Origin of the sequence: Leptotrichia sp. OH3620_COT-345 (genome assembly GCF_003932895.1) — a bacterium.
Lineage (GTDB): Bacteria > Fusobacteriota > Fusobacteriia > Fusobacteriales > Leptotrichiaceae > Pseudoleptotrichia.
On sequence record NZ_RQYW01000002.1, the window covers coordinates 216,929 to 238,946 of the forward strand.

19 protein-coding genes are annotated in these 22,018 nt (G+C 27.7%); 18 read left to right on the forward strand and 1 reads right to left on the reverse strand.

Going from position 1 to position 22,018, the window contains the following annotated elements; translation table 11 throughout:
• The first annotated feature begins 52 nt into the window (after positions 1-52).
• The 4 genes from EII29_RS02205 to EII29_RS02220 are packed head-to-tail and all read left to right on the forward strand — an operon-like array spanning position 53 to position 3,885.
• The gene (locus EII29_RS02205) at positions 53-931 is read left to right on the forward strand and encodes a glycosyltransferase family 2 protein (RefSeq protein ID WP_125235905.1); all 879 of its coding nucleotides are present in this window, start codon (positions 53-55) and stop codon (positions 929-931) included.
• Positions 932-964: 33 nt separating this feature from the next.
• Positions 965-1,969, forward strand: coding sequence for a glycosyltransferase family 9 protein (locus EII29_RS02210; RefSeq protein WP_125235906.1), 1,005 nt, complete (start codon positions 965-967; stop codon positions 1,967-1,969).
• 30 nt (positions 1,970-1,999) lie between these two features.
• Positions 2,000-3,007 carry a capsular polysaccharide synthesis protein gene (locus EII29_RS02215; RefSeq protein ID WP_125235907.1) on the forward strand — a complete coding sequence of 336 codons (1,008 nt, stop codon included), beginning with the start codon at positions 2,000-2,002 and terminating at the stop codon, positions 3,005-3,007.
• A 26-nt stretch (positions 3,008-3,033) separates the two neighbouring features.
• On the forward strand, positions 3,034-3,885 hold the full coding sequence (locus tag EII29_RS02220; RefSeq protein ID WP_125235908.1) for a WlaTC/HtrL family glycosyltransferase: 852 nt from the start codon (positions 3,034-3,036) through the stop codon (positions 3,883-3,885).
• A gap of 75 nt (positions 3,886-3,960) precedes the next feature.
• On the opposite strand, the gene EII29_RS02225 is transcribed toward EII29_RS02220, so the two are convergent.
• Positions 3,961-5,214 (reverse strand): O-antigen ligase, encoded by a 1,254-nt coding sequence (locus tag EII29_RS02225; protein ID WP_125235909.1) that lies wholly within the window; start codon positions 5,212-5,214, stop codon positions 3,961-3,963.
• A gap of 135 nt (positions 5,215-5,349) precedes the next feature.
• Between EII29_RS02225 and EII29_RS02230 the strand changes: the two genes are divergently transcribed.
• The 14 genes from EII29_RS02230 to EII29_RS02295 all read left to right on the forward strand — a co-directional run bounded on the left by EII29_RS02230 (position 5,350) and on the right by EII29_RS02295 (position 21,483).
• A complete protein-coding gene (locus EII29_RS02230; RefSeq protein ID WP_125235910.1) occupies positions 5,350-6,309 on the forward strand; it encodes a glycosyltransferase in 960 nt (319 codons plus the stop codon).
• 22 nt (positions 6,310-6,331) lie between these two features.
• Positions 6,332-7,339, forward strand: a complete 1,008-nt coding sequence (locus EII29_RS02235; protein ID WP_125235911.1) for a glycosyltransferase — start codon at positions 6,332-6,334, stop codon at positions 7,337-7,339.
• A gap of 16 nt (positions 7,340-7,355) precedes the next feature.
• Entirely contained in the window at positions 7,356-8,135 is a 780-nt protein-coding gene (locus EII29_RS02240) for a glycosyltransferase (protein ID WP_125235912.1), read from the forward strand.
• 11 nt (positions 8,136-8,146) lie between these two features.
• On the forward strand, positions 8,147-9,709 hold the full coding sequence (locus EII29_RS02245) for a glycosyltransferase (protein ID WP_125235913.1): 1,563 nt from the start codon (positions 8,147-8,149) through the stop codon (positions 9,707-9,709).
• The gene (locus tag EII29_RS02250; protein WP_125235914.1) at positions 9,696-10,427 is read left to right on the forward strand and encodes a glycosyltransferase; all 732 of its coding nucleotides are present in this window, start codon (positions 9,696-9,698) and stop codon (positions 10,425-10,427) included. The genes EII29_RS02245 and EII29_RS02250 overlap by 14 nt, the downstream gene beginning before the upstream one ends.
• A gap of 52 nt (positions 10,428-10,479) precedes the next feature.
• A complete protein-coding gene (locus EII29_RS02255; RefSeq protein WP_125235915.1) occupies positions 10,480-11,223 on the forward strand; it encodes a glycosyltransferase in 744 nt (247 codons plus the stop codon).
• 201 nt (positions 11,224-11,424) lie between these two features.
• Positions 11,425-12,384: a polysaccharide deacetylase family protein gene (locus EII29_RS02260; protein WP_233573226.1), complete on the forward strand. Its 960-nt coding sequence runs from the start codon at positions 11,425-11,427 to the stop codon at positions 12,382-12,384.
• Positions 12,385-12,444: 60 nt separating this feature from the next.
• The gene (locus EII29_RS02265; RefSeq protein ID WP_125235917.1) at positions 12,445-14,199 is read left to right on the forward strand and encodes an ABC transporter ATP-binding protein; all 1,755 of its coding nucleotides are present in this window, start codon (positions 12,445-12,447) and stop codon (positions 14,197-14,199) included.
• Positions 14,200-14,336: 137 nt separating this feature from the next.
• Positions 14,337-14,603 (forward strand): hypothetical protein, encoded by a 267-nt coding sequence (locus tag EII29_RS02270; RefSeq protein ID WP_125235918.1) that lies wholly within the window; start codon positions 14,337-14,339, stop codon positions 14,601-14,603.
• 34 nt (positions 14,604-14,637) lie between these two features.
• Complete coding sequence (locus EII29_RS02275; protein ID WP_125235919.1) at positions 14,638-14,883, forward strand: hypothetical protein; 246 nt, start codon at positions 14,638-14,640, stop codon at positions 14,881-14,883.
• A 14-nt stretch (positions 14,884-14,897) separates the two neighbouring features.
• Positions 14,898-15,899 carry an FAD:protein FMN transferase gene (locus EII29_RS02280; protein WP_125235920.1) on the forward strand — a complete coding sequence of 334 codons (1,002 nt, stop codon included), beginning with the start codon at positions 14,898-14,900 and terminating at the stop codon, positions 15,897-15,899.
• Between the two features lie 32 nt (positions 15,900-15,931).
• The gene (gene rsxC, locus EII29_RS02285) at positions 15,932-17,248 is read left to right on the forward strand and encodes an electron transport complex subunit RsxC (protein ID WP_125235921.1); all 1,317 of its coding nucleotides are present in this window, start codon (positions 15,932-15,934) and stop codon (positions 17,246-17,248) included.
• On the forward strand, positions 17,248-18,336 hold the full coding sequence (locus EII29_RS02290) for an RnfABCDGE type electron transport complex subunit D (RefSeq protein ID WP_125235922.1): 1,089 nt from the start codon (positions 17,248-17,250) through the stop codon (positions 18,334-18,336). Before rsxC ends, EII29_RS02290 begins: the two co-directional genes overlap by 1 nt.
• A 69-nt stretch (positions 18,337-18,405) precedes the next feature.
• Complete coding sequence (locus EII29_RS02295) at positions 18,406-21,483, forward strand: DEAD/DEAH box helicase (RefSeq protein WP_125235923.1); 3,078 nt, start codon at positions 18,406-18,408, stop codon at positions 21,481-21,483.
• Positions 21,484-22,018 lie beyond the last annotated feature (535 nt).

Here is a 22,018-nt window from a genome sequence, read left to right on the forward strand (position 1 = left end):
AAATTTATGTTATATATGTTATAATAATAAAAAATAATAAATAGGAGAAAGTATGTACGATATGACAGGTAGTATTGTAACTTACAATACTGAAAGGGAAGATCTGAAAAAAGTTATCGGTTCATTTTTAAATACTGATTTGAATATAAAGCTTTGGATTTCAGACAATTCTCCTTCTGAAAAAATAAAAAATGAGATAAAAGAACTTATTCAAGAAATAGAAGAAGAATATAATATAAAAAATATAAATGATAAAATAGAGTATATATTCAATAACAGTAATAGAGGGTACGGAGCGGGACATAACAGTGTAATTGAAAAATTCGGAAATGAAATGTCAAAATATCATTTAATATTAAATCCGGATATTTATTTTGAAATAGGAACATTGGAAAAACTTTTTAAATATATGGAAGAACACCCGAAAATCGGCCAGATTATGCCTAAAGTGAAGTATCCTAATGGAGAAATACAGTATTTGTGCAAACTTATACCGACTCCTTTAAATTTAATATTCAGAAGATTTTTTCCGTTAAAAAAGATAAAAGAAAAAATGGACTATGATTATGAAATGAAATGGAGCGGTTATGATAAAATAATGGAAGTACCTATTTTGTCAGGATGTTTTATGTTTTTCAGGACTGAAAAATTAGTTAGTTTGAAAGGATTTGACGAAAGGTTTTTTATGTATCTTGAAGATTATGATTTAAGCAGAAGAATGAATGAAATAAGTGAAACTGTATATTATCCTTATGCAGAAATAGTTCATAATCATGCAAAAGAATCATACAAGAGTCCGAAAATGACAAAAATTCATATAAAATCGGCGATAAAATATTTTAATAAATGGGGCTGGGTTTTTGACAAAAAAAGGCGAGAAACAAATAAAAAAATAAAAGAAAATTTTATAAAATCGGAAAAAACAAGATAATATAACTTGAAATTAAATAATAAAGGAATAAAAATGAAAATATTAATAATTCATACGGCATTTATAGGAGATATAGTGTTATCTACTCCTTTGATTCAGAAAACAAAAGACATTTATCCGAATTCAGAAATAGATTACCTTACATTACCGGCAAATAAAAGTATTATAAATAATAATCCTAATTTAAGAAATATATTGACATACGATAAAAAAGGGGAAGATAAAGGAATAAAAGGATTTTTAAAAATATTGAAAATCATAAAAGAAAATAAATATGATATGGCGATAATTCCTCATAGATTTATAAGATCCATAGCACTGGCAAGATTTGCAGGAATAAAAAAGATTATAGGATTTGATGTAGCGACAGGTTCATTTTTACTGACAGAAAAAAAACATTATGATATGAGTAAACATGAAGTGGAAAGACTGCTTACATTGTTGGATTATGAGGGAGAGAAAGTTCCTTTAAAAATATATCCGTCAGAAAAGGATTATTTAAAAATAAGAAATATATTGGACAGTAAAAAATACGATAAATTAATAACAGTAGCTCCCGGAAGTCAACGTCCTGAAAAAATATGGCCATTAGAAAAATATGGTGAATTAATAAAAAAAATTGCTGAAAACAAAAAAAATCTTGTAGTAACAACAGGAGGAAAAACTGAAAAAAAATTACCTTTAAAACTTGAAAATTTTGAAAATATAGTTGACTTGAGGGGAGAGTTAAGTTTACTTGAATTTTCAGCTTTACTCTCCTTATCGGATATTATAGTAAGTAATGACAGTGCTCCGGTACATATAGGAAGCGCATTTGAAAAGCCTTTTATAATAGGGATTTTTGGACCCGGGAAAAAATCATTGGGCTTTTTTCCATGGACAGAAAAAAGCAATGTGATAGAAGATAATACATTTTTTGAAAATAATATATTAACTGAATATAAAGGAACTTACTCATATTCCAAAGATTATTTTAAAGGAATACCCGAAATAACTGTAGAAAGGGTTTATGAGGAAATAATGGAAAGATTGGAATAATAAATTTATTGGATTGCAGGATTTGAAAATATGAATAGAAAAAATACGGAATTTTCCGATTCGCTACTGTTTAAAATCAATCATAAATTGAACAGTAAGCCTTGGAAATATATTTATAAGGAGCTTATACCTAAAGTTTTATATGAGAAAATACAGAAAGAAGTGGATTTTTTCCAGCAGGAACAAGTTGCAGGCGCATGGACAAATATAATAAAGGAATATTTTGAAAACAACCTTGAATCTAACTTGATTATACAGAAAAAGAATTTGAAAAATGAAAAAATAATATGGCAATTATGGGGACAGGGTTGGGAATATGAAAAACTTCCTGATATAGTAAAATTATGTTATAAATCTGTTGAAAGGTATAAGGGAAATTATACAGTTATCCGACTGGATGATGAAAATTTAAGAGAATATATAGATTTTCCTGAAGTTATATGGAAAAAGCTGAAAGAAAATAAAATGAATTATACCCATTTTTCAGATATTTTAAGGCTCGGACTGTTGACTCTTTATGGAGGAATCTGGCTGGATGCGACTATATTACTGACAGATTTCATTTCCGTCGAATATGAAAAAAACGGATATTTTATGTTTCAGCGTTCAGATAATGTGGAAAATAAAAAAGACTGGGAAAAATTTAACAACAGTTATTTTTCATGGAATAAAAAGGAAAAAGTCAAAGTTTTGAGCAGTGTTATTTTTTCAGAGAAAAATAATACTGTAATACGGACATTATTTGATTTAATGATTGTTTTTTGGAAAGAAGAAGAAAGGATACCTCACTATTTCTTTTTTCAAATATTGTATAATGAATTGACAGAAAGATATTTGAAGAAATATAAATGTAAAATAGTATCCGATACTTTGCCTCATGAACTTTTCAGAAACTGGTTTGAAACATTTTCTGATGAAAAGCTTGTAAAAATTACTGATAAAATAAATATCCATAAACTGACATATAAATCCGTTTCGGAAAAAAATTGTAAAACGGGAACTTTTTATGATTATTTCAGAAAAAAATTTGAATTATAAAAAAGTTCAAAAAAAGGAGATAAATAATGGAAAAGGGGACCTCGATAAGTATAGTGACAGCATTTTTCAATATAGGAAGAGGAGAAATAGGTGATAATTATCCTGATTATCTAAAAAGGACAACTGAAACCTACTTTGAATATTTTTTCAATTTGGCAAAACTTGACAATGAAATGATAATTTTTACTTCTAAAGAATATAAAGAAAAAGTTTTAGAAATAAGAAAAGGAAAACCGACAAAAGTAGTTGTTCTTGATTTTTATAAAAAATTTAGAAAACAGATAAAACTTGTAAAAAGTATTCAGGAAAGTCAAAAATTTAAAAGCGGAATAAATAAAGATATGATTAAAAACATAGAATACTGGTCTCCGGAATATACTGTTGTGACTAATTTAAAAATATTTTTTGTAAATTATGCTATACGGAAAAATTTAGTAAACAGTAAAATTGTATCTTGGATAGATTTTGGTTATGTAAGAAATGAAGAAACTCTCGGAAATATAAAAAAGTGGGAATATCCGTTTGAAACTGATAAAGTTCATTTTTTTACATTAAGGAAAAAATTTTCATTGGAAAAAATAGAAGATGTATATGATGTTATATTTAATAATAAAGTATTTATAATTGGAGGTGCCGCTGTAAGCGGAAAGGAAAATTGGAAAAATTTCTACAAACTTTTAAGAAAAGAACAGAATGAACTTTTAAAGTCTGATATAATTGATGACGATCAGGGAATATATATGATGTGTCTTTTTAAATACAAAAAGTTTATAAAACTTCATTATTTAGGGAAAGACAGATGGTTTTTCCTTTTCAGAAAATATGATGTAACATCGAAAATAGGAATAATTGAAAGATTGAGAGATATAATAAAATAAAAGATTCTCGGAAAATAAGTAAAACTACTCATTTATCCGAGATTTTTAAAAAGTAATATTTATATTTTATTTAATTTATTTTTTATCTGAAAAATCTTTAGATATAAAGTTAATAACAACCAGAATAATTACAAAAACAAAAATCATAGGCTTTTTATTGAGATTAAATTCTGTTATTCCCTGAATTAAATAAGCAAAATAAGAAGCTTTTAATCCTATTTCAAGTGCAGTGTAATGACTTAGGGAAATGTCCTGTATTTTATAATAATTAAATTTAAAAAGACGACTTGGAACTATCCAAAATAAGAAATAAATAAGAGACAATATTCCCATTCCATAATTAGCAAGATAATGCAAATACATACTATGGGTATTTGTAATTCCTACTTCATCCAAACCGTAATTTTTAGCTATATAATCGATAACACCTTCTGATTTAAAATGATTTATGTTAAATTTTATTCTTTTTTCTGTACTCATTCCGAAAAAAGGACTTTTTTTGGAAGATGCAATTGCCGCTTCCCAGAACAGGATACGTAAATTACTGGAAGGATCTTGTCTGTATTTTATTATATATTGAAGTCTTTGACTTATAGATTGAGGCAAAAGAAAATATCCTCCGAGACATAAAAAGAAAAATCCTAAAATATACCTTTTATTTTTTTTGTATAAAATATAAACAACAGTGGGAATAAGGCAAATATAAACCATCTTTGATCTGTTGACTATAATAATAAATAAATTCAGTAAAGAAATGCATATTAAAAAACTTTTTATTATAAAATTTTTTCTTCTATCCTTATTTTTATAAAAAAATATAAATGAAAGTAAAAATAAAAACAGAATACACATAATATTTGCAAAGTCTTGTGTCTGGATAGCAAAATAAACTCTCGGATATTCAAATCCGGAAGGATTTGCCCATTCATTATAGTTTTTTATAAAAATAATAAGGGTTATGATTAAAGATATTATTCCTCCGACAAGAAAAGAAATTAAAAAATACCATAATTTTTTTTCATTATCTATGAAATAAACTAAAGGAAAAAATATTAACCAATAAAAATAATGTACAGTATCTACTCTTGAAAACAGCCCTCCGCTAAAAAGAGATATTACAAACGGAACAATTACAAAAATTGATACTCCCAAAGATAATTTATTATCAGTCAATGCTTTTAAAGAATTTCTGTTTTTTTCAGAAAACATTGTTATTAAAAAAAGAGCCGAAATAATATAACCGAGAGTCTGCTCTCCTTTGTAGGATAGAAATAAAGTCATAGGAAATAAAACTGACAGAATATATCCGAAATTATTTAATTTTTTCATATTTCTTCCTTTCTTTATAAAAATGATTATTTAATTTTATCATAGAACAGATATTTTTGGAATAATTTATTTTTATGATATAATATCAAAAAAGGAAACAGAAAAATATGAAAAAGAAAAAAGGAAGTTTACAAAATGTCGACTTTAGAATTAAGTATTGTCATACCTGTATATAATGTTGAAAAATATCTGGAAAAATGTTTAAGTTCTTTATGTGGAATGGAAATTTCCAATGAAATAATAATAGTAAATGACGGGACACAGGACAGTTCCCTTCAAATAGCTCAAAAATTTAAAGAAAATCATAAAGAAGAAAATATAAAAATTATATCGCAGATAAACAGAGGATTAAGTGAGGCAAGGAATACCGGATTAAAAGCAGCCGTGGGGAAATATATTTCTTTTATAGACAGTGATGATTTTGTCGATACAGAAGCTTATAGTAGGTTTGTTAGTGAAGTTATAAAAGATGATGTGGATATAGGAATAGGAAGATATAAAAAAATTTTGGAAAAAAGAGAAACAGGAAATGAAAACTTTCAATGTGTCACAGAAATAAGAAACTATAAAAGAGGAAAAATAAGGACGGGAAAAGAATATCTCCGTATAATGTATGAAAATGACATGCATGGACCTGAAGTATGGGATGACTTATTTAAAAGGGAATTTCTTATAGAAAATAATATATTTTTTAAAAAAGGAAGAATGCATGAAGATGAGATATTTACAGTTGAAAGTCTTATAAAAGCTTCAAAGGTGAAGTTTTACGGAATTTATTACTACAATTACTTACAAAGGGAGAAAAGCATAATGTCCACAAAATCTTCAAAAAACTATGAAGATATGGAGAAAAATATAAATGAAATTTATAATTTAATGTTAAGTGAAAAAGATGAAAAAATAAAAAAGGTATTAGAAGCAGAAATTCACAGATTATACAAAATTATAATAAAACATACTGAACATAAATATAAAAAAGAATGTTTGAGATTTAAAGAAAATTATACTAAGTTTAGCTCTGTTTACAGAGAAGATAAAATAAGAAAACTAATTATCAGATTAAAAAAAAGTATAAAGAAAAAATTTAAACAGTAAATTTCAAAAAGGAGTTTCCAAAATGAAATTAAGTATTATTATACCTGTGTACAATACTGAAAAATATATAGAACAGTGCATTAAAAGTGTATTAGCATTAAAAGGAATAGAAAAGGAAATAATAGTGATAAATGACGGTTCAACCGATAAATCTTTATGTATATTGGAAAAATACGAAAAGGAATATAAAGAAATAAGAGTAATATTACAGGAGAATCAAGGAGCAAGTGCTGCCAGAAATGAAGGAATAAAGGCATCTGGAGGAGACTATATATATTTTTTAGATAGTGATGACTGGATAGAAAGCGAATCTTTTGAAAAAGTAGTTAAAGATATTGAAAAAGAATATGAAAATAATCAGGAAATAGATATTGTAGTAGGAAAAGAGAGAGCTTACAGTGAATTTACAAAAACAGGAAGTCTTGATGAAAGAATACCCCGGGAATTAAAAGGAAAAGTAATATCGGGAAAAGAATATATGATAAGGTCTATAAATGATAAGTTCTGGAATGTAAGGTTGCCTATATATTTGTATAGGAGAAAACTTATAACGGATAACGGTATACTCTTCCCTGAAGGAAGAAGATCAAATGAAGATGAAGTATTCTCCATAGATATATTCCGATATGGGAAAAAGTTGAAAATAGTTGATGAAATATTCGGCTATTACAGGGCGAGGGAAGGAAGTATAATGTCCGTTTTAAATATAAGACATGCTGAAGATATTTTCAGAAATGCCAAAGAACTTCTTGAAAAATATAAGAATGAAGAAGACTATGAAATGAAAAAAATAATATTTTATATGATAAAAAGATATTATAAAAGTTCTATGAAAAAATCCATTCAATGTGGAAGAAAAGACATTTTTGAAAAAATTTACAAGGAATTCAAAAAAGATTGCAAGAAATATTTATTTAGGATAAAAGAAAAAAGTTATGAAAATATAGAACTTTATATAATTTACTATACGAAAGATATGATTTTTTCAATAAAGGAAAATTTAAAAAAATATAGAAAAGGAAGAAAATGATAGAGAGGAAAGTATAATGGATAAATTGCCAAAGAAACTTTACTATGTATGGGTAGGAAATAAACCTAAACCAGAAATTTTCCATAAATGCTTTAAGTCATGGCAGGAGAAACTACCCGAATATGAAATAATAGAGATTAATGAAAATAATTTTGATATGGAGTATCATTTGAAAAAAAACAGATTTTTCAAAGAATGTTATGAAAAGGAGTTATGGGCATATGTTGCAGATTATATGAGAGCACATTATTTATATAAAAGAGGGGGAATATATCTTGATATTGATATGGAAATTGTAAAGAATTTTTCAGAAATAATAGAAATTGAAGATATGGATTTTTTTGCAGGATTTGAAAGTGATGACGGAATAGGTATGGGTCTTTTCGGAGTTTCGGCAGAAAGTAGATTTTTAGAAGAATTAATAGACTTCTATGAAGACGAAATATGGAAAAGCCCTTTATTTACAATGCCTCAAATTACAAAATATATACTTAAAAATAAATTTTTGTGTAATTTATCAAAAGATGAAGTAAGGGATCAGGAGAATGGAATATATGTGTATCCGAAAGAAAGTTTTTATCCTTTTCTTCCCGGTGAAATATTTAAGAAAGAAATGCTCACTGAGAAAACTTATGCAATACATTGGTGGTATCATTCATGGAAAGGAAGCAGACCTTTTCTCTTTTTAAAAACAAAACATTTAAGAGGGATAAAAAAGTATATAAAAAAAATAGGAATATATTTTCAAATATTTAGAGATAATTTCAGAAATAAAAACAAAATAAATTTAAATTAAGGGGAAATCTGATGAAACTGTCAGTAGGAATAATTACTTTTAATGAAGAAAACAGAATAGGTAAGACGCTCGATTCCATAAAAGAAATTGCAGATGAGATAATAATAGTGGATAGTGAAAGTAGTGACAGAACCGTTGAAATAGCTAAAGCTAAAGGAGCAAAAGTTTTTGTGGAAAAGTGGAAAGGCTATGGATCTCAAAAGAACTCAGTGTTGGAAAAATGTAAAGGAGAATGGATTCTACTAATAGATGCAGATGAAGTTATATCTCCTGCATTAAAAGAAAAAATCAGTGAAGTAATTCAAAAAAATAGTAAGACGGAAGCGGATGTATATAAGATAAAATTACGTAATATATGTTTTGGAAAAGAAATAAAGTACGGAGGCTGGGATGATTATGTAATAAGGCTCTGGAAAACGGGAAAAGTTAAAATAGACAGCAGGGAAGTTCATGAAAAATATGAAATTGAAAAAGGAAGTAAAGTAGAAAAAATCAATGAAATTATAGTACATTATACATATGATACCATTGAGCAGTTTCTTGAAAAATTAAACAGATACACGACACAGAGTGCTACACAATACACAAAAGAAGAAAAAAAAGCGGGAATTTTAAAAATATATTTTAAAATGTTATTCAGATTTATAAGAATGTATATATTACAGTTAGGTTTTTTAGATGGCTATGAAGGATATTTACTTGCAAAGTACAGCTCAATATATACAATGACAAAATATACAAAGTTAAGAGAGAAGTATTTTAAAAATCTGGGAAGAAATATATCCCTTATTATAACTACATATAATTGGCCTGAGGCTTTGGAAGTCTGTATAAACAGCGTTTTAAAACAAACGGTTATACCGAAGGAAATAATAATAGCTGATGACGGTTCCGGAAAAGAAACGAAAGAGTTAATCGAAAAAATAAAAACTAGTAATCCGAATATAGAAATTATACATTCATGGCAGGAAGATGACGGATTCAGATTATCAATGTCAAGAAATAAAGCTATAAATAAAGCAACGGGAGAATATATAATAATAATAGATGGAGATTTATTCCTTGAAAGACATTTTATCCAGGATCATATTGAAAATAAAGAAAAAGAAAGTTTTATTCAAGGTTCAAGGGTAATAATTTCTCAGGAAAAATCAAAAGAAATACTGAAAGGTAATTTACCACAATTTCCATCAGTGCTGTTTCAGAACGGCTTTAAAAATAAAGCGAATATAATACGAAATAATTTACTTTCATTAATATTTTCAAAAAAGGATAAGAAGCTTTCAGGAATAAGAGGGTGTAATATGTCATTTTTTAAAGAAGATTTGGTAAAAGTAAACGGTTTTGAAGAAAAAATTCAAGGTTGGGGAAGAGAAGACAGCGAAATAGCCGTAAGACTTTTTAATATGGGAAAAAATAAGAAAAAGCTGAAATTTAAAGCTCTCAGTTATCATATATACCATAAAGAGAATGACAGAAGTAATTTAAAAGAAAATGATAAATTCTTGGAAAAAGTAATTAAAGAGGGGAAAAAAACGGCAGAGAAAGGACTGGATAGTCATGAAAGAAGTTAGTTTAGTTATAACAAGCTGTGGAAGATTTGATTTACTTGAAAAAACATTGGACAGTTTTTTTAAATATAATACTTATCCCATAAAAAAAGTAATAATAACGGAAGATAGTACTGAAGGCAATAAATTGAGAAAATTGATTTCCAAATATAGAAATCGGAACTTTCATCTAATAGTGAATGAAAAAAGAGAAGGTCAGCTTAAATGTATAGACAAAGCTTACAAGGAAGTAGATACCGAATATGTGTTTCATTGTGAAGATGACTGGGAATTTTTAAGAGAAGGATTTGTAGAAAAATCCATGGAAGTAATAGAAGACAATCCTAAAATTGCTATTGTAGGGCTTAGACCGAGGGAAGACTGTACGCAGATACCTCTTCTGGATGAACCTTATTTTTCGCCAAGTGGAGAGAAATTTTTTGAAATAAAAGATCATGTATTTACATATAATCCTGGTCTTAGAAGAAAAGATGTGTGTGATTTATTTGGAAACCATGAAAAATTGGCGGGGAAATTATGGGAAGATGAGCTTTGTAAATTTTATAAGGATAAAGGATATCGAATGGTTTCTTTTGAAGAACGCTATGTAAATCATATAGGCTACAAAAGACATGTACATTTCAGTAAAAGAGGAAGAAACAGTGTTTTCGATTTTAAAATAGACAGAATGATAAAAAAAATAAGATATATGATATTAAAATTATTTGGCAGGATAAAATAAAACTTAATAATATTTTTAGTAATTAAAAGTTACTAAGAAAGGATTAAAAGTTATGAAGGATGTTACTCTGGTAATAACAAGTTGTGGAAGATTTGATTTACTTGAAAAAACATTGAACAGTTTTTTTGAAAAAAATACTTACCCAATAAAAAAAATAATAATAACCGAGGATAGTACCGAAGGGAAAAAACTGAAGAGATTGATTTCAAGATATGAAAATGAAAAATGCGGACCAAAATTTCATTTAATAATAAACCAAGTAAGGGAAGGTCAGTTAAAATCAATAGATAAAGCATATAAGGAAGTAAATACCGAATATATTTTTCACTGTGAAGATGACTGGATATTTTTAAAAGAAGGATTTATAGAAAAATCAATTTCTCTTCTTGAAGAAGATCCTAAGCTGCTTCTTATAGGACTTAGAGGAAAAGAAGATTTTAAAGAAAACTTTTTCAAGGAAAAAGATTATATTTCCCAAAACGGTACATCTTATTATGAAGTAAAAGAAGAAATTTTTACTTATAATCCCAGTCTGAAGAGAAAAAAGGACAACGACTTATTTGGAGCTCACGAAAAATTAAAAGATGAGCTTTATGAAATGGCATTGTCTGAATTTTATAAAAAAAAGGGGTACAGAACGATATACTTTAAAGAAAAATATATCGAACATACCGGAGATAAAAGACACGTTCATTTCAGTAAAAGAGGGAAAAATAGTATTCTGGATTTTAAAATAGACAGAATGATAAAGAAAATAAGATATACGATACTGAAACTGTTCGGAAAAATAAAATAAGAGGACATTATATTGAATTTGTATAACCGTTATGAAAATATAGAATTAATAAAATAATATATATTTTAACTCGGTTTTAATTAAAAAATGAAAAATGAAATATTCCAAAAAGGAGAAAAAATGTATTTTTTATTTTTACTTTTTATATTAATAATAATTGTATATTATTTTTTCAGAAAAAGAAAATCTTGTATATGTCTTATGTATCATAATGTTTTTCCCGAAGAATCTGAAGGAATAATATCAAGAGAACAGTTTGAAAAGCATATGGATTATGTAAAAAATATGAAAACATACAAGATGGAAGAGTTGGAAAAAATAAATTATACTCTTGATAAAAACAGTATACTTTTAACTTTTGATGACGGATATGAAAATAATTATACCGAAGCATTTCCTGTTTTAAAAAAATATAATTTAAAGGCGACAATATTTCTAAATACAAAGTATATAGGAAAAGACAAAGATTACTTAAACTGGGAACAAATAAAAGAGATGTACAATAGTGGTCTTGTAGACTTTCAGATGCATACTCATTCTCATTATCCAATCATTAGAAAAACTGAAATAAAAGGTTTTTTTGGAAAAAATGAAAATAATTTTGTAAAAAGGGAATACTTTTCAATTTTTAAAAAAGGCTTTTCAGAGATGGAAAAAGAGAAAATAAAAGATTTCAGAGATTTTGATTTTGAGGGATTACCTGTGTTTAAAATAAGAAGTCGAATTGCAATGAGGGGATTAGAATTACAAAAAGATTTTATTGAAAAATATCGGGAAATAACGGATGCGGAAAAATTTAAAAATATGTCTTTAAGTCAAAGAAAAAAGTTTTTAAACAGATTGTTTAAATCTCATAAAAGTAAATTTTTTAAAAAAGTTACAAATAAAGAGTTTAGTGAAAATACAGAATTTGAAATAAAAGAAAATAAAAGACAGATAGAAAAAAATTTAAGAAAAAAAGTTGAATATCTCGCATATCCATGGGGACATAAATATGGAGGGAATGTTGCAGATTTAGAAAAATTGGGAGTAAAGGGTTTTATTATGACATCAGGGGGAAAAAACGGTCAGAAGATAAATTATAAAAAAATATTACGTATAAATGGTGATAAAATAAGAGATTATGACTTATTTTTAAAAAAAATGAAAGAAAAATTTTAATTTAAAATAAATATGACAGATTAATTGAAATGCAGTTTTTAATTTTAAGAAAGGGTAAAAATGAAAATACTGAATACTAAATTTGAAAATATAGAAATGATAAAAAAACTGAAAAAATATATAAAAAAGTATTATGTCCTGATTATACTGAATATGTTGCTTTCAATGGTGTCCTCTGCAATTTCGGCATCACCGTTACTTCTTGTAAAAAGACTTTTTGATCAGGGGATTACACAAAAAAATGAAAAAGATATACTTTATGCAGCAGCAGGAATGATAGCTCTTGCTCTTGTAGGAGCATTGTTGGTTTACTGGAATGGAATAGTTTCGGCTATTATATCATCTTCTATTTATAAAAATATAATTGATGAAATGTATATAAAAGTTCAGACCCTTGATATGGAATATTTTTCAAGAACAAAAGTCGGTGAGTTGATGACCAAAATTTTAATAGATACGAGTAACATAAATCTTATTATATTAGAATTTTTTCATCTTTTTTCAGAGGTTTTTAAAGCGACGATATTATTAATATTTGCTTTTTATAAAGACTGGAAATTAACACTGGGGGTTCTTTTGATTGCCCCTATTTTAATGGTTAGTGTAAAGAAATATTCCAAAAAACTGAAGATAGCAGGAAAAGCAAGACAAGAGGCCACAGGCACATTAAACTCCAAAGTTCAGGAAAGTTTATCGGGAATAAGAGTTATAAGGGCCTTTGCAACTGAAAAAAGCGAAATAAAAGATTTTAAGAAAAAAAGCTTTGAATTGAAGAGAGTAGTCCTTAAAAGTGCCGGATATTCTTCAAAATCAAGTGCAATTTCAGAAGCTGTAAACTTTATTATGGTTGCAGTACTTCTTCTATTTGGAGGGTATAGAGTTATAAGAAATTCAAATTTTACACCGGGAGATTTTATTACGATAGTGGGATCAATAGGATCAATGTATACACCCGTAAAAAGAGCAATCAGCAGATATAATGAAATAAATTCTCATATAGCTTCCATAGGAAGAATTTTTGGAGTTTTAGATGAAGTCCCTGAAATTACGGATAAAGAAAACTGTATTGAGTTTCAACAATTTAAAGATAAAATAACTTTTGAAAATGTAAATTTCCATTATAAAGATAGTGACGAACAAATACTTAAAAATATAAACTTAAAAGCTTTAAAAGGCGAAACTGTAGCTCTTGTGGGAAATTCGGGAGGAGGAAAATCCACGTTAGTAAACTTGATACCCAGATTTTTTGATGTTACCGGTGGATTAATAGAAATAGACGGTATAAATTTGAAAGATTATCAAATAAAAAGTTTAAGAAAAAAAATAGGAATAGTTCCACAGGAGACATTTTTATTTGGAGGAACAATTTTTGAAAATATAAGATACGGAAATCAAAATGCGACTTTTGAGGAAGTAATAGAAGCGGCAAAAAAAGCTAATGCCCATGAATTTATAGAAAAGTTTGAAAATGGATACGAAACGGAAATCGGAGAAAGAGGAATAAAATTGTCCGGCGGACAAAAACAGAGGATATCCATAGCAAGGGCAATACTTGAAAATCCTCAAATACTGATTCTGGATGAAGCTACAAGCGCTCTTGACAATGAATCTGAACAGCTTGTTCAGGATGCCCTTGAAAAATTAATGGAAGGAAAAACAACTTTTGTTATAGCACATAGATTGTCTACAATAATTAACAGTGATAAAATAGTAGTAGTACAGCAAGGAGAAATAAAAGAAATGGGAACTCATAAAGAGTTAATTGAAAAAAACGGGATTTATAAATCGTTATACAGTAAAAGTTTTAAAAATTGATAATATACGAAAATTAACACAATATTCTAATTAATTTCAAAAAAAAGATGATATATTTTATCATACAAATTTAAAAATGGGATATATTATAATCAAAAATTATGATTTAAATATGAAAATTATTTGGAGGATAAAAAATGAAAAACTTAAAGAAAATATTCTTATTTCTTGGGGCCGTTTCATTAGTGGCCTTTGGAGCGACCAACTTTAAAAAAACTGAAAAACAGGCAAATACAGCTACAGAAGAAAAAGAAGTAAAACAAATAGAAGAAAAAACTGAATCGAAAACTGAAAAAAAAGCGGATACAAAAGTAAAAACAGTTAAAAAGAATAAAGATACAGTTGAAGTAAAAGAAACAACTACAGAAACAAAAGAAAAAGAAAGGGCAACTTCAAGTAAGTAATAAAAATTATATAAATCTATGGAGGTAATTTAAAATGAAAAATTTAAAAAAAGTATTATTATTTTTAACGGCAGTTTCTTCAATTTCTTTTGGAAGCAGTGTTAAGAAGGATGACGAATTGTGTAAAGACAAAAATAATAACATGGTGAAATGTCCCGTAAAAGTAAAAGATAAAGGTGAAACACTTAAAAAAAACGGTTCTAAACAAAACAACACGAAGTCATCAGGAAAAATTAAAACTGAAGGAAAAGAAAAGGAAAGATCAACTTCAAGTAAATAAGGGAGAAATTTTAAATGAGCAAACTCTATAAAGTGCAGACAAGATTTCTTTTTCATTCAAATATAAAAATAAAAATACCTGATAAATATGAAGAAAGTCTTTTTGATGAATTGTTTTCGGTTTTGGAGGATGTAAATAAAACTTATAATTCTTACTCTGAAAATTCTTTTATAGACAAAATAAATAAAAATGCCGGAAAATTTGTCAAAGTAAATGATGAAACTATAGAAATGTTGGAAAAAATATTATATTTTTCAGATATGTTGGAAGGAGAATATGATATTACAATAATGCCCCTCATAAAACTTTGGGGATTTTATAAGAAAAATATGATTTCTATTCCTGATAAGGAAAAAATAGAAGAAATAAAAAAAATTGTTAATTACAAAGAAATGTATATAAATAAAATAAATAATGAAGTAAAAATAGGTGCCGGTCAGGAAATAATAACCGGCTCTTTTATAAAATCATATGCAATAGACAGACTTTCAGAAAAAATGAAAGAAAAAGGGATAACTGATGCAGTTATAAATGCAGGCGGAAGCAGTATACTTACAATAAATGATAATGAAAACCGAAATTTGGGAATTATAGTTGAAAATCCGACTCCTCATAAAAAAATTGAAAAAGATCAAAAAGGGTATCCTATAAAAATAACAGATAGTGATTATGAAGGTAATGATGAATATAATGATTTATTTGATATAGAGATTTCAAATGAGGCATATTCCACATCAAACCAAATGAACACATATATTGAAATAAACGGAGAAAAATACGGTCATATAATCAGTCCCAAAACGGGATATCCGGGGAAAAACAAGCAAATAGGAATTATAACTGAAAAAGCTTTTGACGGAGATATAATTTCCACAGGTCTATTTAATCAGTCTCCTGAAAATTTTTATAAAATAATGAAACAATTGTCGGAAAAAATGAAAATAGAAGGATATTTAGTAGATAATGAAGGAAAAATTCACTATTCCGAAGATTTTTTAAATTATGTGGATTTTTGAAAAATTTATGAAATGATAAAAAAGAGGTCTAAATGAAAAATACAGGAAATGAAAAAATGAGAATACATTCTATAAAATATATAACTAAAAAAACAGGTCTTTCAAAAATGGAAGATCCCGAGTTTTTTTATGTTCCTTTGTCCCAGCATATAGGACAGGGTTCATCGGAAAAAGTAAAAAAAGGTGATTATATAAATCAATATCAGAAAATAGGTGAAATAACGGGAAATATCTCGGCGGCAATCCACTCTCCCGTGTCTGGAACTGTGGAAGAAATTACAGAAAGTTATACTGCAAACGGAAATGTTGTCAAAGTTGTAAAAATAAAAAATGATTTTAAGTATAATATGGAACTTGGGCAAAAAAGGAAAATGGAAAAATTGAATGATTATACAAAAGAGGAAATCCTTTTGACAATAAAAGATGCAGGAATAGTAGGAGAGGGAGGAGCACAATTCCCTACTCATGTGAAGTACGATATAAAGGATAAAGTAGTGGAAACCTTTATTTTAAATGGTGCTGAGTGTGAACCTTATTTGACGGCAGATTATACAGTTATGAGAGAGTGGACGGAAGAGCTTTTTAATGGAATAAAAATAGTCGAAAGACTTATTTCTCCTAAGGAAATAGTTATAGGAATTGAAGAGGAAAATAAAGAACTTTCTCAAAGACTTTTGGAAGTAATTAAAAATAAAAATATGGAAAATGTCAGAATTCAGATATTACCTACAGAATATCCTCAGGGAAGTGAACTGCATTTGATAAAAACCGTTACAGGGAAAGAAATAGGAAAAGGAGATCTTCCTATAAATTCGGGAGTTGTTGTAAGTAATGTAGGAACTGTGAAGTCTATATATGATGCTTTTATAGAAGGAAAACCGTTAATCGAAAGAATAGTCACAATTTCGGGAGAAAAAACCGAAAAAAAGGGAAACTATTTACTTAAAATAGGAACACCGTTAAGTCACATTGTAGAAAAAATGAATCCTGAGAAAGAAGCGAAAATAATTTTTGGAGGTCCGATGATGGGAGAAGAAACGAAAAATATGGAAACTCCCGTTGTCAAAGGAACATCAGGGGTATTGTTTCTGTCTTCGGACATTGATAAAATTGAAAGAAATAACTGTATATCATGTGGATATTGTGTAGATGTGTGTCCGATGGGACTTATGCCTATGAAATTTGAAGAAATGTACAGAAAAGAAAAATATAAAAAATTAGTAAAATTAAATCTGGATGTTTGTATAGAGTGTGGAGCATGTGAATATTCCTGTCCTTCAAGGGTACCTTTAATAAAAAGTATAAAAGAAGGGAAAAACGTATTAAGAGAGAAAGGAGAAATAAGATAATGGAAAAAGTGCTTAAAATATATACACCTCACATAAGAATAAGTGACAGTGTGACAAAAGTAATGACAGATGTCGTTTTAGCATTGCTGCCCGCTATAATTGCAGCATATATGGTCTACGGTATAAAGCCTGTTTTTGTTATAATAACATCTGTAATAAGTGCACTTTTATCTGAATATCTGTTTTCAGCTTTATTTTTTAAAAAGCATGATTCAATAAAAGATATTTCCGGAGTTGTAACAGGTATACTTCTCGGGCTGACTCTTGCTCCTTTTACTCCTTTATATGTAGTGGCTTTCGGAGCGTCAGCAGCTGTAATATTTGGTAAATTGGTATATAGCGGACTAGGTAGAAATATGTTCAATCCCGCATTAGTGGGAAGAGAATTTATGACAGTTTTTTTTCCGACTGTCATGTCTTCAGGAGCCATATGGTTCAATCAGGAGGAGCTGAGAGTTTCGGGAGTAAAATTTTTTTCTCATTTAGGAGATATTCCTTTATTTAACTATCTTGATAAGACATTACTGAATCCTTCAGGAGCTATAGGAGAATTTTCAGTATTTTTCCTTGTTATAGGAGGAGTATATCTGCTTCTAAGGGATAGAATATCATGGCATATTCCTGTTTCTCTTTTCCTTACAGTATTTTTCGGATATTATTTAATGTTCATTTTAGAAATCGAAGTAAGTCTATCTATGGGAGGACTTATGCTTGCAGGAATATTTATGGCTACAGATATGCCGTCAAGTCCCTCAAACTCGGCAGGTAAAATATATTATGGAATAATGACGGGAGTAGCTGTTATTATATGTTGGTATCAGGGTATACGTTTTGAAACACTGTCGTATTCCATACTTGTATTAAACGCTTTTACTCAGTCTATAAACTATATTTTCAGACCGAAAGTTTTCGGAAAAAATTCAGTTTTGAAAAACCGTTTTATCAAAGGATCGGGACTTACACTCATTATAGGGGGAACAGTATACATTCTGACATTGTTACATCATGCAGCTCTTGTAAGTTATCTTATATACATTTATATTTTCTATACTGTAATAAAATTAATATTGTCAAATGAGATAAAATAGGTTATTATTAATAATAACCTATTATTAAAATACGGGAAAATTTAAAAAGAAAGAGATTTGAGAATTAACATGAATAATTTAAAGTTTTTGGATACGATAAGTAAAGATATTCTGAAATCTGAAAACAAAATCTACCGAGGAGCAGTTCCTTGGATTTTGTTTTGTTCAAATGAAAAAAAGATAATATATATATCCACTTCAAATAGAAATTTGGAAAATTATTATGACATGCTTGAAAATCTTAACCCCAAGCAGAAAAAAATATCAATGTTTGAAAATATTTCGAGTAAAAAAGAAGATTTGACAGGAATAAATATAGAATTACTTGATATATTGAAAAATCAGTCGGATTTCATACTGTTTTTAAATTTACAGATAACATTGGATATATTTTTTGAAAAAGTAAATATGATGAATTTTGAAATAGGAAATAAATATAAGTTTTCAGATATTATCGGATTTTTAACCGATAACGGATATTCCCAGTCTTATTTAGTGGAAAAAAAAGGAGAATTCAGTAAAAGAGGAGATATTATAGATATTTTTCCTCCTGATTGTGAAAGTCCCGTAAGATTGGAATTTTTTGATAATGAACTTGAAAGTATAAGAGAATTTGACATTGATTCTCAAATATCTTCAGTAAAGAAAGAAAAAATAAAAATATTCGGAAATATTTTGTCAGGAAATAATTACGAATTTGTAGAACTTATAGAAGAATTGAAAAAAGACGATGTTATAATAGTAATGGAAAATGAAGAACTTCTTAATTATAAAATGGAAGAATATATTTTAATTGACAGGAACAAAGAGGAAATATATAGAAAAAGATATGAAAATCTTAAGAAAAAAAGTATAATAACGGAAACAACAAATTTTACTGAGGAACAGCTTAAAACATTTAAAGATAAGGAGGAACTGAAAAAACTTTCTGAAAAGAAAAATGTACAGATATATACTAAAAATTATGAAAGGAAATTACAGGAGTACAGTGTTATAAATGAAAATAAAAAGAAAAACTGTATAGACATAATCGAATATGAGTTATTTGAAGGATTTATAGCAGGAGAAACGATTATACTCACTGATAGGGAACTTGACGGATATATTTATGAAAAAAAGAGAAAAAGCAATAAAGCTATAAAATATAAAAAAGTAAATCAGATATTGGTAGACGATTATGTTATACATATACAATACGGTGTAGGAATATATAAAGGCATTGAAACAATGGAGAATAGGGATTATCTGAAAATAAAATATGCCGATGAAGACATTTTATATATTCCTGTGGAAAAGCTCGACAGACTTGAAAAATATATTTCATATGGTGAAGAACCGAAACTTTTTAAATTGGGAACAAGAGGCTTTAAAAAGAAAAGAGATAAATTGAGCGAAGATATAGAAAAATTTGCGGCGGAATTGATAAAAATTCAGGCACAAAGACAGAGTCAGAACGGTTTTGTATACGGAAAAGATACAGTCTGGCAAGAAGAATTCGAAGCTCAGTTTCCTTTTGAAGAAACAGAAGATCAAAAAAAAGCTATAAAAGATGTAAAAGATGATATGGAAGGACCTTACATTATGGACAGGATAGTCTGTGGAGATGTAGGATACGGAAAGACTGAAGTAGCAATGAGAGCGGCTTTTAAGGCTTTGGAAAATTCAAGGCAAGTTGCACTTATAGCACCTACTACCGTTTTAGCCGAACAGCATTATAAACGATTTAAGCAAAGATATGAAAACTATCCGGTGATAATAGAAAATTTATCGAGATTAACTCAAAGCAGAGTGAAAGAAATACTCAAAAATATTAAAAACGGAGTTACCGATATGGTTATCGGAACACATAGACTGTTAAGTGATGATGTAGAGTTTAAAAATTTGGGACTTCTAATAATAGATGAAGAACAGAAATTCGGAGTAAAGGCTAAGGAAACAATAAAGAAAAAACGTCAGAAAGTCGATGTTCTTACTCTTACTGCCACTCCCATACCGAGAACTCTTAATCTTGCATTACTTGGAATAAGAGAAATATCAGTAATAGATACACCTCCTACAAACAGACTTCCTATTATTACCGAAGTTATAGATTGGAATGAAGATACCGTGAAAACAGCGATATTAAAGGAACTTTCAAGAGACGGTCAAGTTTTCTATATTTATAATGATGTAAAACATATGAAATATAAAATAGAAGAATTAAGAAAAATATTACCTGATTTTGTAAAAACTGAATTTATTCATGGACAACTTACACCAAAAGAAATTAAAGATAAAATAAGAAGATTTGAGCGAGGAGAATTTGACATACTTCTTGCTTCTACAATTATTGAAAATGGAATAGATATACCTAATGCGAATACTATTTTAATAGAAAATTTCAGTGCTTTGGGACTTTCTCAAGTGTATCAGTTAAGAGGTCGAGTAGGAAGAAGTAACAGACAGGGATACTGTTACCTCCTTAAAACCCGTACAGCTACAAAAAAAGGAAAGAAAAAAGAAGAAAGTATACATAAAGTGGAAGGTATAAAATCAGGAGGATTCCAGATTTCAATGGAAGATCTTAAAATAAGGGGAGCAGGAGAAATTTTAGGAGAAAAACAACATGGAACTATAGAGACATTCGGCTATGATCTTTACATAAAAATGCTTAATGAGGAAATTAAAAGGCAAAAAGGGGAGTATAGGAAAAAAATTCAAAATGTTGAAATAATTTTAAAAGAGAAAGGATTTATTCCTGAAAACTATATTCAAAAAGAAGAAAGACTTAATGTATATAAAAGGTTCGCATTAGCTGAAAATTTTGAAGAACTCGATAGGCTTGTATCGGAAATAAGAGATCGTTTCGGAAAAATTCCGGTTGAAATGAAAAAGTTTATCATAAGTGTAAAATTTAAAATATTTGCAGAAATTAATCATATTCAAATAATAGAAGAAGAAAGAAATTTTTTCAGATTTTCCTTTGTAGGAAATGTTGATGAAGAAATAATAAAAAAACTTAAAGAGAAGATAAAAATGAAAGAAGTACAAAAAAATTATATTTTTGAAAAAAATAATGAAGAAAATGAAATCGAAGAAAATTTTATAATTATGGAAGCGGATAAAGACCGGATTTTAAAATATCTAAAAAGTATTAGCGGAAAATAAATATTAAAAAAAGAAAAATATAATTGTTATAAATTATAATGATACATACAAATAACAAAATTAAAAAAATAAGGAATTGCATGAAAATGATATTATTACTGATTTCAGTGATATTAACAGGCAAAAATTTATCGAATACTGAAAAATCTAACTGTAATAATGGAAGTGTTTGATGTAGGGTAAAATTTGACAAATCGATAATCACCTCATATTCCTTTACTTACAAAAGGTGCATTCAGTGTCAAAAACGGAACTGTAACAAAAATTTATGAGGACATCAAATAAGAAAAGATAAAAAAGTACAGTTATCAGAAAAAGTAAAATAATATAATGACGGTTTTGAAAATTATTAAATGAAATTTGTTAAATAATTTAAATTCTGTCATTTTTTATTATTGTCAAGTAAAGTCATAGCAAATGACTCAGGACAAATATCTAATTTAAAGGAAATAATATAACTATAAGAATTTTCATTGAAATTTTGTAAAAAATAAGATATAATTCACTAAAATATCAAAAATTAAATTAATAAATA

Excerpts from the sequence above, each read along its gene's own strand:
- EII29_RS02205 (WP_125235905.1), top strand. The coding sequence starts at position 53 with ATGTACGATATGACAGGTAGTATTGTAACTTACAATACTGAAAGGGAA.
- EII29_RS02210 (WP_125235906.1), top strand. The coding sequence starts at position 965 with ATGAAAATATTAATAATTCATACGGCATTTATAGGAGATATAGTGTTA.
- EII29_RS02215 (WP_125235907.1), top strand. The coding sequence starts at position 2,000 with ATGAATAGAAAAAATACGGAATTTTCCGATTCGCTACTGTTTAAAATC.
- EII29_RS02220 (WP_125235908.1), top strand. The coding sequence starts at position 3,034 with ATGGAAAAGGGGACCTCGATAAGTATAGTGACAGCATTTTTCAATATA.
- EII29_RS02225 (WP_125235909.1), bottom strand. The coding sequence starts at position 5,214 with ATGAAAAAATTAAATAATTTCGGATATATTCTGTCAGTTTTATTTCCT.
- EII29_RS02230 (WP_125235910.1), top strand. The coding sequence starts at position 5,350 with ATGTCGACTTTAGAATTAAGTATTGTCATACCTGTATATAATGTTGAA.
- EII29_RS02235 (WP_125235911.1), top strand. The coding sequence starts at position 6,332 with ATGAAATTAAGTATTATTATACCTGTGTACAATACTGAAAAATATATA.
- EII29_RS02240 (WP_125235912.1), top strand. The coding sequence starts at position 7,356 with ATGGATAAATTGCCAAAGAAACTTTACTATGTATGGGTAGGAAATAAA.
- EII29_RS02245 (WP_125235913.1), top strand. The coding sequence starts at position 8,147 with ATGAAACTGTCAGTAGGAATAATTACTTTTAATGAAGAAAACAGAATA.
- EII29_RS02250 (WP_125235914.1), top strand. The coding sequence starts at position 9,696 with ATGAAAGAAGTTAGTTTAGTTATAACAAGCTGTGGAAGATTTGATTTA.
- EII29_RS02255 (WP_125235915.1), top strand. The coding sequence starts at position 10,480 with ATGAAGGATGTTACTCTGGTAATAACAAGTTGTGGAAGATTTGATTTA.
- EII29_RS02260 (WP_233573226.1), top strand. The coding sequence starts at position 11,425 with ATGTATCATAATGTTTTTCCCGAAGAATCTGAAGGAATAATATCAAGA.
- EII29_RS02265 (WP_125235917.1), top strand. The coding sequence starts at position 12,445 with ATGAAAATACTGAATACTAAATTTGAAAATATAGAAATGATAAAAAAA.
- EII29_RS02270 (WP_125235918.1), top strand. The coding sequence starts at position 14,337 with ATGAAAAACTTAAAGAAAATATTCTTATTTCTTGGGGCCGTTTCATTA.
- EII29_RS02275 (WP_125235919.1), top strand. The coding sequence starts at position 14,638 with ATGAAAAATTTAAAAAAAGTATTATTATTTTTAACGGCAGTTTCTTCA.
- EII29_RS02280 (WP_125235920.1), top strand. The coding sequence starts at position 14,898 with ATGAGCAAACTCTATAAAGTGCAGACAAGATTTCTTTTTCATTCAAAT.
- rsxC (WP_125235921.1), top strand. The coding sequence starts at position 15,932 with ATGAAAAATACAGGAAATGAAAAAATGAGAATACATTCTATAAAATAT.
- EII29_RS02290 (WP_125235922.1), top strand. The coding sequence starts at position 17,248 with ATGGAAAAAGTGCTTAAAATATATACACCTCACATAAGAATAAGTGAC.
- EII29_RS02295 (WP_125235923.1), top strand. The coding sequence starts at position 18,406 with ATGAATAATTTAAAGTTTTTGGATACGATAAGTAAAGATATTCTGAAA.